At 60.9% G+C, this 14,903-nt stretch carries 11 protein-coding genes, 1 tRNA gene and 1 pseudogene; 6 read left to right on the plus strand and 7 right to left on the minus strand.

What is annotated here, in order from left to right; all coding sequences use genetic code 11:
- The first annotated feature begins 31 nt into the window (after window positions 1–31).
- Entirely contained in the window at window positions 32–1,003 is a 972-nt protein-coding gene (locus WS57_RS08615; protein ID WP_069244048.1) for a LysR substrate-binding domain-containing protein, read from the plus strand.
- Between the two features lie 20 nt (window positions 1,004–1,023).
- On the opposite strand, the gene WS57_RS08620 is transcribed toward WS57_RS08615, so the two are convergent.
- A complete protein-coding gene (locus tag WS57_RS08620; protein ID WP_069244049.1) occupies window positions 1,024–1,761 on the minus strand; it encodes an SDR family oxidoreductase in 738 nt (245 codons plus the stop codon).
- Window positions 1,762–1,864: 103 nt separating this feature from the next.
- Here WS57_RS08620 and WS57_RS08625 point away from each other — a divergent pair, with 103 nt between their 5' ends.
- Both WS57_RS08625 and WS57_RS08630 read left to right on the plus strand, forming a co-directional pair.
- The gene (locus tag WS57_RS08625; protein ID WP_009690836.1) at window positions 1,865–2,785 is read left to right on the plus strand and encodes a LysR family transcriptional regulator; all 921 of its coding nucleotides are present in this window, start codon (window positions 1,865–1,867) and stop codon (window positions 2,783–2,785) included.
- 216 nt (window positions 2,786–3,001) lie between these two features.
- Window positions 3,002–4,390, plus strand: a complete 1,389-nt coding sequence (locus WS57_RS08630) for a uracil-xanthine permease family protein (protein WP_069244050.1) — start codon at window positions 3,002–3,004, stop codon at window positions 4,388–4,390.
- Window positions 4,391–4,546: 156 nt separating this feature from the next.
- Here WS57_RS08630 and WS57_RS08635 read toward each other — a convergent pair whose 3' ends face one another.
- Entirely contained in the window at window positions 4,547–5,254 is a 708-nt protein-coding gene (locus WS57_RS08635) for a glutathione S-transferase (protein ID WP_069244051.1), read from the minus strand.
- 160 nt (window positions 5,255–5,414) lie between these two features.
- Between WS57_RS08635 and WS57_RS08640 the strand changes: the two genes are divergently transcribed.
- From WS57_RS08640 to WS57_RS08650, 3 genes are all read left to right on the plus strand, one after another.
- The gene (locus WS57_RS08640) at window positions 5,415–5,990 is read left to right on the plus strand and encodes a TetR/AcrR family transcriptional regulator (protein WP_069244052.1); all 576 of its coding nucleotides are present in this window, start codon (window positions 5,415–5,417) and stop codon (window positions 5,988–5,990) included.
- A 741-nt stretch (window positions 5,991–6,731) separates the two neighbouring features.
- Window positions 6,732–8,828: an ATP-dependent nuclease gene (locus WS57_RS08645; RefSeq protein ID WP_069244053.1), complete on the plus strand. Its 2,097-nt coding sequence runs from the start codon at window positions 6,732–6,734 to the stop codon at window positions 8,826–8,828.
- Window positions 8,825–10,558: a UvrD-helicase domain-containing protein gene (locus WS57_RS08650; RefSeq protein WP_069244054.1), complete on the plus strand. Its 1,734-nt coding sequence runs from the start codon at window positions 8,825–8,827 to the stop codon at window positions 10,556–10,558. The genes WS57_RS08645 and WS57_RS08650 overlap by 4 nt, the downstream gene beginning before the upstream one ends.
- Before the next feature lie 124 nt (window positions 10,559–10,682).
- Here WS57_RS08650 and WS57_RS38355 read toward each other — a convergent pair.
- From WS57_RS38355 to WS57_RS08680, 5 genes and pseudogenes are all read right to left on the minus strand, one after another.
- Window positions 10,683–11,284: pseudogene (locus tag WS57_RS38355) on the minus strand (tyrosine-type recombinase/integrase); the annotation flags it as partial.
- Between the two features lie 164 nt (window positions 11,285–11,448).
- Window positions 11,449–11,544: transfer RNA gene (locus tag WS57_RS08660), tRNA-Sec, on the minus strand.
- Window positions 11,545–11,752: 208 nt separating this feature from the next.
- Complete coding sequence (locus WS57_RS37965) at window positions 11,753–12,430, minus strand: hypothetical protein (protein ID WP_081337590.1); 678 nt, start codon at window positions 12,428–12,430, stop codon at window positions 11,753–11,755.
- Window positions 12,431–12,631: 201 nt separating this feature from the next.
- Window positions 12,632–13,842, minus strand: a protein-coding gene (locus tag WS57_RS08670) for an IS3 family transposase (RefSeq protein ID WP_155774271.1) whose coding sequence is annotated in 2 segments (ribosomal slippage) — window positions 12,632–13,527 and window positions 13,527–13,842 — 1,212 coding nt in all. Because the reading frame shifts where the segments join, the coding sequence is not laid out codon by codon here.
- Window positions 13,843–13,906: 64 nt separating this feature from the next.
- Complete coding sequence (locus WS57_RS08680) at window positions 13,907–14,314, minus strand: TniQ family protein (protein WP_236871877.1); 408 nt, start codon at window positions 14,312–14,314, stop codon at window positions 13,907–13,909.
- Between the last annotated feature and the right edge of the window lie 589 nt (window positions 14,315–14,903).

Here is a 14,903-nt window from a genome sequence, read left to right on the forward strand (position 1 = left end):
GTGTTCATGCTCGATGACGTATGCTGCCCATATGGAAGACATCGACCTGAACCTCGTCACCGCGCTCGACGTGCTGCTGACCGAAGCCAGCGTCACCGGCGCCGCGCGCCGGCTGGGCCTGAGCACGTCCGCGATGAGCCGCACGCTCGCGCGCCTGCGGATCGCAACCGGCGATCAACTGCTGGTGCGCGCCGGCCGCACGCTCGTGCCGACGCCGCATGCGGCCGCGCTGCGCGACCGCGTGCATGCGATCGCGCGCGATGCGCATGCCGTGCTGCGGCCCGCGTCCGCCGACGTGAATCTCGCGTCGCTCGCGTCCACCTTCACGATCCGTGCGGCGGCATCGTTCATGGACATGCTGGCCGGCCCGGTGGTCGCCGCGATCGGCGACGTCGCGCCGCGCGTGCGCCTGCGCTTCGTGGCGAAGCTCGACCGCGATCCGGGGCCGCTGCGCGAGGGCACGGTCGATCTGGAAATCGGCAAGCGCGGCGACGACGCGCCCGAACTGCACACGCGCCTGCTCTTTCACGACCGGCACGTCGGCGTCGCGCGCGCCGGGCATCCGCTGTTTGCATCGGCCAGGATCACGGCTTCGCGCTATGCGGGCTGCGGTCAGGTGATCGCGTCGCAGCTCGGGGATTTCGGTGGACCGGTCGATGACGCACAGGCCGCGCGCGATTTCGGCCAGGCCACCGTGCGTGTCGTCGTGCCGGGCTATCCCGACGCGATGCGGGTGGCGGCCAGCACCGACCTGATCGCGCTCGTCCCGCACTCGAGCCTCGGCAATGCGCTGTCGCCGGGGCCGATCGACGCGCTCGGGCTGCGCAGCTTCGAGATCCCGGCCCGGCTGCCGGACATCGAGATCTCGGCGCTGTGGCATCCGCGCATGCATGGCGATCCCGTGCATCGCCGGTTGCGTAGCGCCGTCATCGAGGTGTGTCGGCGTGCCTATCCGGAGGTGCGTGCGGCAGCACGCGGTGCGCGAACGCGTGAGGCGGACTGAGCGCATCGAACCCCTTCCGCTCAAACCAGACGTCCACCGCCGTCGATGTGCAGGATCTCGCCGTTCATGAAGCCGTTACTCAGGAGGAATGCAATCGCCTCGCCAACTTCGCCGGCCTGGCCCACGCGGCCGCCGGGCAACGTCGACGCGGCGCCCGCGAGGATCGCGCTGCGCGCTTCCGGGCCGAACGTATCGTACAAGGGCGTCTCGACGAAGCCGGGCGCGACGACGTTCACGCGAATGGGCTTCAGTTCCAGCGCGAGCGACTGCGCAAGCGCTTCCACGCCGCGCACGGCGGCGGCAACGACGGACGTGCCGTGCCCCGACGGACGATCCGACAGCTGCCCGCCCGTCAGCACGATCGAGCCCGTCTCCGGCATCAACGGCAAGGCGGCCCGGATGGCATATACGGGCCCTGCGATGCGCTCCTGTATCGCAGCGAGCAGCTGATCGGGATCGGCTTCGCCGAGCTTGCCGGCGATGAAGCGCCCGGCAGTGACGACCAGATGATCGACGCGCGTCATCGTGTCGAACACCGCCTGCACGGCCTGCCGGTCCGCGATGTCCGCGACGGCCGTGCGCGCACCGCCGATCGCCTGCGCGGCGGCCTCGAGTCTCGCGGCACTCCGGCCGACCAGCGTGACGGCTGCGCCTCTCGCCTTGGCGGTCCTCGCAGCCGCGAGACCGATTCCCGAACTCCCGCCGAACACCACCACGTGCGTGCCGTCGAGCACCGCGGATTGCATGGCATCGTTCATGTCGATTCCTCATCAGGGATTGAAGGTTCGCGAACGTTAGGTCATTCTCTATCGCAGCGGAACGTAGACGATTTGAATAGGGCTCATGCCGAGGAGGAATAAGGTGGACTCGCTGCGATCCATGCACCTGTTCGTACGCGCCGTCGAACTCGGCAATTTTTCGGCGGTTGCTCGTGAAGAAGGCCTCGGCCAGCCGACGATCAGCAAGATCGTCGCCGCCCTCGAAAAGGATTTGGGCGTGCGCCTGCTCGAACGTTCGACGACGAGTCTCGCGCCGACCGACGAAGGGCGGCGCTTTTACGAGCGCTGCAAGCGCCTGCTCGACGAGTACGCCGGCGCGGTGGCCGACGTGCGCGGACTGACGCAGCGCCCGGTCGGCAAGCTGGTCGTCAACGCGCCGATGGGACTCGGCGAGCTGAGACTGAACGCGCTGATGCTCGAGTTTCTTGCGGTCTATCCGGAGATCGAAGTCGAACTGCACCTGACCGATCGCGTGATCGACCTGATCGAGGAAGGCGTCGACGTCGCGATTCGCCTCGGCCACGTGCTGCCCCCCGATGTCGTCGCGCGCAGCATCGCGGTATCGCCGCGCCTGCTGGTGGCGGCACCCCAGTACCTGTCTCGGGCCCCGAAAATCCGGAAGCCCGGCGATCTCGCCAGACACGACTATGTCGGCTACGCGCGCGCCGGCGTGGGCGCCGAACTGGAATTCGTCCGCGGCACGGAGCGGGTCGCCGTGCCGGTACGCAGCCGCTATCGCGTCAACAGCTCGCTGGCGCTGCGCGAATGCTTTCTGGCCGGCAACGCAGTGGGCAGCGGGCCCGCGTGGCTCGTCCAGGACCTCATCGATACGGGCAGACTCGTGCGGCTGCTGCCGAAATGGGACATGGCGCTGCCGCATACGCTGCATCTCGTCTACGCGTCGCGCCGGTATCTGCCGCTCAGGACCCGCGCGTTCCTGCAGTTCATGGAGGAGCGGATTCCCGCGTTACCGGGGTTTCAGCCGACACAGCCGGCGCGCTGATGGCCATTCCCCACCGGGCCGCGGCGATGCGTGCCCGTTGCGCGTGCCGCGATATTCCCGTGTCGACCGGACGGCTGCCCCGGCTATCCCGCTACCCGTCCCCGTCCGCCCCCCGGCGTCGCCCGCCGAATCCAGACTATTCGCATCGCGCCGGGGGGCGTCGAAGGACCCTTCGGCTAAAATGCCGCACTTTCCACCTTGTCCGGCCCGCTCGCCATGCAACCCGCCTCCTCCGCCCAATCCGCCTCCCACGGCGCCGACGACGCAGAATCGTCCCGCGACCTCGTCTACGGCCCGAACGACCGGCCCGCGCCGATGGTCGCCTTCGTCGCCGCGGTCCAGCACCTGCTGGCGATCATCGTGCCGATCGTCACGCCCGGCCTGCTGATCTGCCAGGCGCTCGGCGTGTCCAGTCGCGATACGACCCTTATCGTGTCGATGTCGCTGGTGATTTCCGGCATCGCCACCTTCGTCCAGTGCAAGCGCTTCGGGCCGCTCGGCGCCGGCCTGCTGATCGTCCAGGGCACGAGCTTCAACTTCGTCGGCCCGCTGATCGCCGGCGGCAGCGTGATGGTCAAGCAGGGCACGCCGGTCGAGACCGTGATGGCCGCGATCTTCGGCGTCGTGATCGCGGGCTCGTTCGTCGAGATGGGCGTGTCGCGCATCCTGCCGTTCGTGAAGCGGCTGATTACGCCGCTCGTCACCGGCATCGTCGTGCTGCTGATCGGCCTCACGCTGATCAAGGTCGGCCTGATCAGCATGGGCGGCGGCTACGGCGCGATGGCCAACGGCACGTTCGCGAGCGCGCAGAACCTGACGCTGTCGTGCCTCGTGCTCGGCACGATCATCCTGCTGAACCGCGTGCCGATCGTCTGGGTGCGCAGCACCGCGCTCGTGATCGCGCTCGTGATCGGCTATCTCGCGGCCGCGTTCCTGGGCCGCCTCGACTTCACCGGCATGCATCAGGCCGCGCTGTTCCAGATTCCGACGCCGCTGCACTTCGGCATCGGCTTCTCGTGGTCGCTGTTCATTCCGATGCTGATCATCTATCTCGTCACGTCGCTCGAAGCGATCGGCGACGTCACGGCCACCAGCAAGATCTCGAAGGAGCCGGTCGAAGGGCCGGTGTGGATGCAGCGGATCAAGGGCGGCGTGCTCGTCAACGGCGCGAACTCGCTGCTGGCCGGCGTGTTCAATACGTTCCCGAGCTCGGTGTTCGCGCAGAACAACGGCGTGATCCAGATCACCGGCGTCGCGAGCCGCTACGTCGGCATCTGGATCGCCGGGATGCTGGTGGTGCTCGGGCTGTTCCCGGTCGTCGCCGGCGCGCTGCAGGCCGTGCCGGAGCCGGTGCTGGGCGGCGCGGCAATGGTGATGTTCGGCGCGGTGGCCGCGTCGGGCATCAACATCCTCGCGGGCATTCATCTCGACCGACGCGCGCTGCTGATCATCGCGGTATCGCTGGCGCTCGGCCTCGGCGTGTCGCAGGTGCCGGACATCCTGAACAGCCTGCCGCATGCGCTGAAGAACGTGCTGGAATCGGGCGTCGCGACGGGCGGGGTCTGTGCGCTCGTGATGAACTGGTTCTTGCCGGAGAAGAAGTAAGCTCGGCCCCGACGCCGGCTACCGGGACAGGCGCGCAGGCTCGTCGCAGCGCGCCTGAAGCGCATCGAGGCAGGCGTCACGGCACTTCCGGCGCTTACCGTAGCCGAGCGCCGGCCAGCGATTGAACGCGAAGGCGGCCGTCCACCGACATCGAATTCAATCGGACGACGCCTCGATCAGCGCTGAAAACGCTGGCTGGTTCTTCACGCTGGGGCGCTCCTTCATCCTCGCGTACCACGCCTGAAGCGCCGCGTACTCGGCGGGCACCGGCAACTTCACGATCGACGCAAAGATCAAGCCGCCGATGACGGTAATGTCGGCCATCGAGAAGGCCTCCCCGGCGACATACGGCTGTCTTTTCAGGACCTCATCGAAGTAGCGCATGCCCCTCAGGGCTTTGTCGCGTTGACGGAATCCCCACTCGGCGTTCTGATAGGTTTCGACGTCCGGCCCCAGCCCCGGCGTGCCGTGGTGGAAATAGACGCTGATGGCGTCGAGCAGCTCCAGTTCGGCCCGCTTGCTCATCATGTGGATCATGCCCTGTTCGAGCGGCGTCCTGCCGGTGAGGGTCGGCGCGCCGTCGAGTGCGTCCAGGTACTGGGTAATGGCCGTGCACTCGGCAATGAGCGTCCCGTCGTCGGGTTCGAGCACCGGCAGCGTGCCCGAGTAGTTTTTCTGCGCGATGAACTCCGGCTTTTTGTGTTCCCCCTTGTAAAGATCGACCATCACGAACTCGACGCGCGACTGAAGGTTCTTCTCGGCCAACGCGATGCGCACGCGGGTCGGATAAGGCCCGGTCGGGAAATCGTAAATCTTCATCAGGGGAAGTCGGGTTGCATCGAAATCGGTAATGTCGGAACGCATGGCTCGGCCTCTACAGTTCGGTTTGCGTCGGAATAGACGGTATCGGAAGACGGCACCGGAACCCGTGGCGTTTTGGCCTACCTGCCACTTGGCAGGTTTACTGTAGAAGGTATAATCGCCTCCGTCAACACTCCTTTTCTCGAATTGCGAGGCCGCAGCAGTGAAGAACGAAACAAGCTCGAACTCCAGGGAAAACATCCTGGCGGCCGCCAGAAAGGTCGCGCAGGCGCATGGCTACGGCGGGCTGAATTTTCGTGACCTCGCGGACGTCGTCGGCATCAAGGCTGCCAGCGTCTACCATCACTTTCCGAGCAAGGCCGAACTCGGCGCCGCGGTCGCGAGGCGCTATCGGGAGGACTCGGCGGCTGCGCTGGAGGCCATGTTGGCCGAATCCGCGGATCCGCTCCAATGTCTGCGCCAGTATCCCGATACGTTTCGCAAGGCGCTCGAGAGCGGCAACCGCATGTGCCTCTGCAGCTTCATGGCCGCCGAAAGCGACGACCTGCCGGCGGCGGTGATGAAAGAGGTCCAGGCGTTTGCGGATGTCAATGTCGCGTGGCTGAGCAAAGTCCTGTCCGCTGCGGGCGTGGGCACGCCCGAAGCGTGCGAACAGCGGGCGCGCGCCATCTTCGCCGCCATCGCCGGCGCTCAGCTCATGGCCAGAAGCCGTGCGGATATCGCGCTATATGACACGTTGATCGAGAGCTATCGCGTGGCGGGTCTGCTGCCGGCATAGACGGGCGCAGCGGCTTCTGCGGACTCCGTATGGTCGAAGCCCGGACGAATGCGTTCCGGGAAAGGACCGATGAGTGTATCCGCGTGTTGTCGCCAGGGCGCCGATAAGGAGCACGAATCACTGCAATAGCAGGACGTCGACAGCGGCTGCGAGTGCGTTGCTACGCGGAAACTGCTTCTGAGCCGGCAACGCGCGGAACATTGACAGAAAAAACCGGAACAGGCCGGAGGCCCTGATGGCGGAAGGCAGCCGACTACAACTATCGCTCGTAATTCCCCGCCAAGTTTGACTCCCACTCTTCCCGATTACCGCGTACACATTATCCCAAGCATACTTTCCAGCGACACGCCTCGCTGTCACCGACTTTCCTGAGCTTATCGCCGGCGACGGTCAGGAGCGCGTGGATGAGTGATGTGAAGGAAACAAGCGCCAAGATGGTTCAGCCTGCAACGCAGCTAGGACACAGCCGGGCGCGCCTTGACGGCGTACGGCCGCAGGCTACAGTTGTTGACAAAGGGAGTCAGCGGACAGACAACCGGCCACGGGGGCGCAGACCCCTCGCAAATGAAGGGTGCGGCGAGGGCTGGGCAGAGCTCGATAGCTCGGCCCGACACCCCGGAAGACGCGCATAGAAGGCATGTTTTACAAGCGCAATTATAATGGGCGGGCCGTCAGATATTCGTGTAGCCACACATCCATCGGGCCTCGAAGTCATTAGGGGCAAAAATACGGGGAGCAGGAATGCGCATTGAAAAGGTCAAGGTCGAAGGATTTCGACTGCTTCAGGACGTCGAGATCATACTGGAATCTAATTCCACCGTGATCGTCGGACGAAACAACAGTGGCAAAACGTCCCTCACCGATATATTCGATCGCTTCACGGGAGAAACCGGCGCCCGCTTCCGGCTGGAAGATTTCTCGGCCAGGTCGCGCAGCAAATTTTTTGATGCGAAGACGCTGCGAGAAAAGGAGGCCAGCCCAGAGGAAATACTCGCGGCACTCCCGAAAATCGTACTGACTCTTACCTTCGTCTACGACAGCGTGGCACCGAATTTAGGCCCTCTTGCACCATTCGTTATCGACTTAGACGTTGCATCTACCAAAGCGATTGTGCGCGTCGAGTATGGTCCAACATTAGCCACGCTCCACACCTTGCTTGATGTACCGACGCCAGCGGAAGGCGTAAATCCGAACACTCACTTTCTCCGCTCATTGCGCGAAACGCTACCGAAGGCGTACGGCATCCACGTATGCGCCATCGACCCGACAGACGACACTAACCGACGCGACTTTGAGGGAACGGCTGCGCTAGCTGCCTTAATGCAATGCAACTTCGTTCGTGCTCAGCGTACTCTCGACCATGCGAGGCACGGCGACGCTGATGTTATCGGAAAACTACTCAGCTCACTCTTCAAGACTGCCGCAACACCAACAGCGGCGGCGGCAGATCAGGAGCTCGCCGCCAAACTTAAGGCTTCCGTCGAAGACATCGAACGAAACGTTCAAGAAGACTTCGACGAGATGCTGAAAAAACTGCTTCCGGCCATGGAAGTACTGGGCTTCCCGAGCCTCAACGATACGGAGCTTCGACCGGAAACCTCCTTGAACGTTGAGGCGCTTCTATCTGACCATACTAAGATCGTCTATACAGGTTCGGACGGCGTGCACTTGCCAGAAGGCTATAACGGATTAGGCACTCGCAACTTGATTTATATGCTGTTGCAGCTTGAGAGCTTCCACAAAACCTACCGCGCAAAAGCAACCCGCCCCGTTACCCACTTGATTTTTATCGAAGAACCTGAGGCACACTTGCACCCGCAGATGCAAGAGGTTTTCATCAACCAATTGAATGCAGCCATCGGCAAGCTATCGGCCAGTTACCCCGACGAGCCAGCCTGGAAAGTGCAGTTCATTATTACAACGCATTCGCCGCATGTAGCAAACGCTGCGTCGTTCGAGGCAGTGCGGTATTTTCTGAACGATTCGACAGAGAAGGCGAGCACTCGCCATACCAAGGTCAAGGATTTCAAAAGAGGGATGACCACCATTCCCGCCGAAGACCAGGACTTCCTTCACCAGTACATGACGCTAACCAAGTGTGACCTGTACTTTGCAGACAAAGCGATCATGGTGGAAGGAACCACGGAACGACTCCTTATGCCGCGCCTTTGTGAGCTGGTCGACAAGACGCTCGACGAAAGACATAAGCTGGCCCGACAGTATGTGACCTGTGTCGAAGTAGGTGGCGCCTACGCGCACATCTTTTATCCCCTACTCGATTTTCTGGAACTCAAAACGCTCGTCATCACCGACCTCGATTCAACAAAGCTGATGGAAAAAGAGAGCAAGCACGGAAAGAAGATAAAAACATGGGAGAAATGCCCAGTCGCCGAAGGCGAACGAACCTCTAATGCAGCCATCAAAGAATGGTTTCATCCAAAAGACAAGAAGGACGAGGATGACTGGCAAATCACTCTAGCAGAACTTGCGACCAAAACGGCGACCGAGAAACAGCGCGGCTATCGCAGAATTGCCTACCAAGTCCCGGAGGTGGATGGTTCCGCCGTCTGTGCCCGCAGTTACGAAGATGCGCTTGTCCTTGCCAACCCGGATCGATTTGATTGGCCGAAAGAACACGACGAAGCAACGGAGGCATGGCATATCGCCCAGGGCCTCGCGAAGGCGGACACCGCTTTACGGTTTGCAATTCGTGAGAAGAACTGGACGGTGCCGCGCTACATCCGAGAGGGTCTCGCATGGCTCTCCGAACCTCCTCCTGCAGAGATAGTACCCACTATAGAAAATCCGGAAGTGCTAGCCAATGCGGAGAAAGCATGACCGAACCTACCGAAAACCCCGCCCTTGTTGCCGCGCAGGATGCTCAAAGAAAGATCGATCAGGCCCTTGACGCAGGTCGCAGCTTTCGTCTTGAAGCCGGCGCAGGTGCAGGAAAGACGTACTCTCTGGTTGCCGCCCTGAAACGGCTAATCGCGAACCGTGGATCGACGTTGGTTCAGGCAGGACAAAAGGTCGCCTGTATAACCTATACCGAGGTCGCTCGAAATGAGATTGCGCAGGAGATCGAAGATCATCCTGCGATTCTCGTCGATACTATTCATGGTTTCTCGTGGGCGTTCCTACGCCAATTTCAGAAGGCGTTGCGCGACCTCGTGACCGAAATGGAAGACAGACGCGAAAAGATCGAGCAAGGCGGGGGCGTAGGTTCAAAGGCCGTGGACTACGACCTAGGCTTCTTCGGTGTCGATGCTGATCGAATCACGCTCGGTCACGACGACATTCCAGAAATGATGGCGACACTTCTGCAACGCGAAAAGTTTCGCCGCGTGCTAACTCAGCAGTTTCCCATCATCTTCATCGATGAGTACCAGGATACGCACCGACAGTTTATGGAGGCGATGACTGAACATTTCTTGAAACCCGGTGCTGGTCCGCTAATAGGTCTTTTTGGCGATCATTGGCAGACCATCTATCGCAGCGAATACGAGCTCGCTGAGTACCCGATTGAAGGAATTGGCAAAGGTTCCAATTTTCGCTCTGTACCGGTCATCGTGGATGTACTCAACAAACTTCGCCCCGAACTGACACAAGCCGTATGCGATCCCAATGCGCTTGGTGAGGCAAGATTTTTTCACGCTAATGCCTATAGAGGGCAGCGAACCAATGATAGAAACTCGAAGGGCGACCTACCTCCCGAACTAGCGCGAAGCACCCGAGAACGGCTGATGGAGCAACTCCAAGCTGAGGGTTGGGAACTTAGCAAGACCAAGGTACTCATGCTCACCCACAATGTTCTCGCCGCAGAGCAGGGATACCCGACCATCGCCGAAATATTCAGCGGCAGGACCGACTTGTTTGCAAGGAAGGAAGATCCCGCAATCAAGTTCTTTGCTGAGACAGTTGAACCTATGTGTGCGGCCTACAGCACCTCTCGCTATGGTGACATGTTTAGGGCGTTTGGCTCTGGTCCCGCCATTATGAAGCACCAAGACAAAGCCTCCTGGCGTGGCGATATGGACGCCCTTCAAAAGCTGCGCACCGAAGGAACGGTCGGGCAAGTCATTGACCATCTGAAAAAGACGAGGCGCCCGCCGCCACCGGACCGCCTTTTGCGGCGCGATGATGAGCTTAGAGCGTTCAATGGCCAATCCATACCTGATGATGCCACTGCGCTTCAGCGCTACAGCAAACTCCGAAATGTTCGTTACGCCGAGATGGTCGAACTGGTGAAGTTTGTCGAAAAGCAGACGCCCTTTGCCACGCAACATAGCGTCAAGGGAGCCGAGTTTGAGAACGTTCTTGTAGTGCTCGGCGGCGGCTGGAATCACTACAACTGGCCACAACTACTAGAGCTTCTTGAAACGGGAGCGCTAAATGCAAAAAACACAAAAGGGTTCTATCGGGCGCGTAACCTCTTCTATGTCTCCATTTCGCGGCCCATGACGCGACTTGCGGTTCTCGCCACACAGACCTTGTCGGATACAGCTCTAACTGCCGTAGGACGGCTTTTTGGAAATGGTAACGTGATGGAACTTGCCATTCCGACGTAAAACTGCCCGGTTGCAGGTTCCGAGCAAGCGCCCCGGTTGACGCGTGTTGGTCCATCGCCCTCGGCCGCAGCAGGCAACGGCGGCACGACGCGTCTGGCCGTACGATTTCGTATTCGAGGCGTGGGTCATCGTATCGTGCCGGGTTGCAGCCTACGCGATGACCCAGCACCGTCTCTGCGTCAGAATCGCCTTGATGCGACCGCGCACCCGGCGCGCAGTCTCCGCCTTCTTCGTCCAGATCGGCTGAAGGATTCGCATGATCATCGCGGTGTTAATGTCACGCACCCGGACGTCACCGATCACCGGATACGCTTAAGTCTTGAGCGTGTTCCCCCACTGTTGGGCATGCTTGCGATTTCGCCACTGAGTTTCGTGCGCGCAGATAAACGCTTCAGTTGCTTCACGAAACGTCACGTTGGAGGCCGGCGATATGTCGAGCAGTTGCCTTCGCTACTGCTCACGTCGCGCAAGGATGGGATCGATCAGGTCCCTGACCATGTCACGGTACCCGGCGGCCAGCTTACGCGCCTCACCCAAAGAGACTCGCGAGAGCGGACCAAGCCCCATCTCCCGAATGCGACCGTTCAGTTTGAACTGAAACACCCATGAACGCGCACCACTGTCCGCGATCTGCATGTAGAGGCCACCGCCATCCGCGTAATGACCCGGCATCACTTCTTTCGCGACCCGCAGCGCGCTGAGTCGATGCAGTTGCCTTCCCGCCATGTTGCCCTCCCTACCCACAAACCCACATCGCTACCCATACTTGGTGAGGAAATTGTGCGGGACGTCAACGGTAGTCGCAAGCACGTCGTTACCCACAAACCGCTTTAAATCAGCGATCTAGAGGACATCAACGGAAGAGATCGGAATAGCCCGGAAGGGCCGTGTGGCGGAAGGCAGCCGGAGTCGAACCGACCCGGGAGTGTCTGACACCCCCAACCGGGTTTGAAGCCCGGCCGTACCACCGGATACGAATGCCTTCCTCGAGGAAACCTACTGTGCCGGAAACCATAACTTGGCCACTTGGCCAAGTTATGGTTTATTGCCCGATGGGCCACATTATGCTTTACCAAAAATCGGTGGTAGTTTAGAGGATTTTTCGCAAGAAGCCCACGGCGATGGGCGCAAAAAAACCGGCCAGCAGCCGGTTTTTTTATTTCTGTCCCTTGTTGGAGCAACCCAGCAGTCGTCCTACATCATCTCGTCCCTGAACTCTTGCAGCAGATAGATTGCCCCTTGAACCCGGCTGAACTCCTCCGGCGTCAGGCGCGTCTTCAACGACCGCAGATTCACCGCCTGGCCGTCCGCCACCATGCCCCGGCATGCTGCCTCGACGACAGTTCGTGCCTGCTCCAGATTCTGTTCGCCACGGCGTTTCATGTACGACTTCCACCGTTCGCTCAGTATACGGGCTTCGCGATTGAGGTTCCTGTACAGCGCATGCGAACTGATGCCGAGTCGGCGGGCGGCTTCTGCCACGCTGACAGGCGTGGGCAACCGGCTCATTGCTACCATTTCCTTTCGGACCTGCTCCCAATCCAGAGTACGTGGGGCCCGCCGAGGCCCGTCATCGGGAAACAGCAGCGCCAACTGGTACACCCTAGATGACGAAGGTGTCCAGCCAGACATGTCACCGGTGAGCAATTTCGGGAGCGATAGCCCTGTTTGCGATGCGATGCGCAGATGGGCTGACAATCCTGGGCTGCCGCCGCTTTTCATCCAGTGATGCACCGTCGCCGGATTCAGCCCAATTCGACGGGAGAAGATGGCGCTCTTACCATTGTCGAGACGGGTAATCAGCTCCTGGATGGTTGCGCGCATAGCCGCTTGCACCGGAGTGCTAGCCAGCGTCGACTGGGCAGCCAACATGGAGCCCACCTGACTCGATTTCCACAACGCTTCGGGTGTCGCCTCAACGCGCTCCCCATCTACGCCCAGGAATCCGCCGCAATGACTGCACCAACCCGGCACGACGTAAGCGGATTTCCGCCGTCCTTCCGTGCGACCGCAATCGGGGCAGACCTTTACGAGTTCGCGCCTGGAGTTGACCCTGTAATCCCGGACACAGCGTCACACTAAGGTTGCTGAATCCATTGAGCGCCGGAACTCGCGAGGCGAGCGGTACTTCAGCGCGCTATGGGGATGCTTCTCGTTGTAATGCTCGAACGCGATGGCCAAGTTGCGTGCAGCAGTCGCTGCGTCCGGCTTTGGCATGAAGGCAACGTAGTCGCGCTTCATTGTCTTCACGAAGCTCTCGGCCATCCCGTTACTTTGCGGGCTGCACACCGGCGTGGTCAATGGCTTCAGGCCGATGGCCGCTGCAAACCGGCGCGTATCATCGGCCGTATAGCCCGAACCGTTGTCACTCAGCCACTCGATTTCGGACGGTGTATGCAGCTCGTTGCCAAACCGATTTTCCACTGCGGCCAGCATGACGTCGCGCACGATGTCGCCGCTGTGACCTGCCGTCGTAGCCGCCCAGCTCATCGCTTCGCGGTCGCAGCAGTCAAGCGCGAATGTCACTCGAAGCGGCTCGCCGTTGTCGCAGCGGAACTCGAAGCCGTCCGAGCACCATCGCTGATTGCTGCGGGCTACGGCCACCTTGCCATCGTGCCGACGTTGCGGCCGAGGCGGTGCTGGACGCCGTTGCATCAGCAGACCGTGAGTGCGCATGATGCGATAGATGCGCTTCGCATTGAACGGCACCTGTCCGGCAGCAATGCGTTCATTGCGCAGCGAGCCCCACACCCGGCGATAGCCATAGCTGGGCAAATCGCCGACGACTCGGCGGATTTCCTCGACCACGCTCGCATCGTCCGTCTGCCGCGATTGACGGCCATCGCGCCACGTCGCCGGACGCGACAGTCGTGCCGATACGTTCGAGCGCGACACGCCGAGAACTTCACAAACCAGTTTCACTGGTCGTCCTCCGGCAGCGAGGGCGAGTGCGCTATCCATTTTTTTGCTCGGCCATACTCGACTGCTTCGCGGAGAATCTCGTTCTCCATGGTCTTCTTGCCGAGCATCCGCTGCAGCTCACGAATCTGCTTGAGGGCATCGGCCAGCTCTGATGCAGGGACCACTTCCTCTCCAGCCTTGACCGCCGACAGACTCCCGTCCTGGTACAGCTTGCGCCAGTGGAACAGCTGGTTCGGGTTCACGCCGTGCTGGCGCGCAACCATCGAAACCGACTTCCCCGGTTCGAAACTCTCGCGAACCATCGCCAGCTTCTGCTCCGCCGTCCAGCGCCGCCGACGCTCCGGGCCCGTCAACACTTCCATCACTTCCTGCCTGGTGTTAGTCAAAAACACAGTCTTATGCCTACCCGCTAGTTTAAGTGAGAGGCTATGTCCGGTGTTTCAAGGGGCTGCTCCAGCGCCTATGGTCAGGACACGCCATCATATCGTTAACCGTCCACGCCAGGCGGAAGTACGGCGACCGCCCCTCGGCTTTGTCCTGTGCGAAACACTCCGGGCACCAGCGCAACGACCGGTTCGTCAAACCAAGCTGGGAGACAACATCTCGCCACGGCAGCAGCGTCAGATTATCCAGGCGCCCGACACCGGTCATCGCCGAAAGCGCCGCCGACCAGTTGTTTGCCGCCTCACCCATGCCGCAGATATTCGCCAGGCTCCAATCGTCGCGCCCCGAAATCTCCCAGCCCATCGTCGACGCCACCTTGCGCGACAGGGCCGCCAGCGAAACGGTGTGCGACACGGCCAGTCGGCACAGATAGCTCAGCAGACTCTCCACTGAGGGCGTACCCAGTCCAATGGGTTCCAGCGCATGCAACTCCGACCGAGGATTCATCGCGGTAGATTAGTTCGTAGATGCGGCCAGTCTGCGTCGTGCCTTGTCGAGCAACAGGGTCAAACGTCACTATCGGGGAGCTGACGCGCCCCGACTGGTCGAACATATCAATGCCAACAAAATACCGGCTTCCGTCAGCCAGCTCAAAAATGCGCCATCGCGATAGCGGAATTTTTGGCAATTCCGAAACTGAGCCTGGTTTCCAGATGGGCATTGCAGTCTCCTAGCGCTGGAATGTCGTAAGGGCTCGGCGTCAACGGCAAGCTCCTCAAGGAGCTGCTGTCCCAATGGCCTCGCACGCGAACACTCTTCGAACATTGTCACAACAACCTCACTGTTTTCGCGAACCACACCGGGGTTCACGGCAACACCATGCTAACGGTGCCGAGCACGCTCAGCACGCAGCAAAAATGGGGCTGTTGCACAAGGAGATTTTCTTTTGGCCACGTAATGCTTTAATTCGTTACGTTGGGCCAAGTTATTCTTTATCGGTCTGCCTTCCAGTAGCAAAAAGGCTTAGAGATGTGGCCAC

Source organism: Burkholderia pseudomultivorans (assembly GCF_001718415.1).
GTDB classification, from domain to species: Bacteria; Pseudomonadota; Gammaproteobacteria; order Burkholderiales; family Burkholderiaceae; genus Burkholderia; species Burkholderia pseudomultivorans_A.

What these genes read in the sequence shown, in the direction of transcription:
- WS57_RS37965 (WP_081337590.1), bottom strand. Translation starts at nt 12,430, where the DNA reads ATGTTGGCTGCCCAGTCGACGCTGGCTAGCACTCCGGTGCAAGCGGCT.
- WS57_RS08635 (WP_069244051.1), bottom strand. Translation starts at nt 5,254, where the DNA reads ATGCGTTCCGACATTACCGATTTCGATGCAACCCGACTTCCCCTGATG.
- WS57_RS08650 (WP_069244054.1), top strand. Translation starts at nt 8,825, where the DNA reads ATGACCGAACCTACCGAAAACCCCGCCCTTGTTGCCGCGCAGGATGCT.
- WS57_RS08645 (WP_069244053.1), top strand. Translation starts at nt 6,732, where the DNA reads ATGCGCATTGAAAAGGTCAAGGTCGAAGGATTTCGACTGCTTCAGGAC.
- WS57_RS08615 (WP_069244048.1), top strand. Translation starts at nt 32, where the DNA reads ATGGAAGACATCGACCTGAACCTCGTCACCGCGCTCGACGTGCTGCTG.
- WS57_RS08630 (WP_069244050.1), top strand. Translation starts at nt 3,002, where the DNA reads ATGCAACCCGCCTCCTCCGCCCAATCCGCCTCCCACGGCGCCGACGAC.
- WS57_RS08620 (WP_069244049.1), bottom strand. Translation starts at nt 1,761, where the DNA reads ATGAACGATGCCATGCAATCCGCGGTGCTCGACGGCACGCACGTGGTG.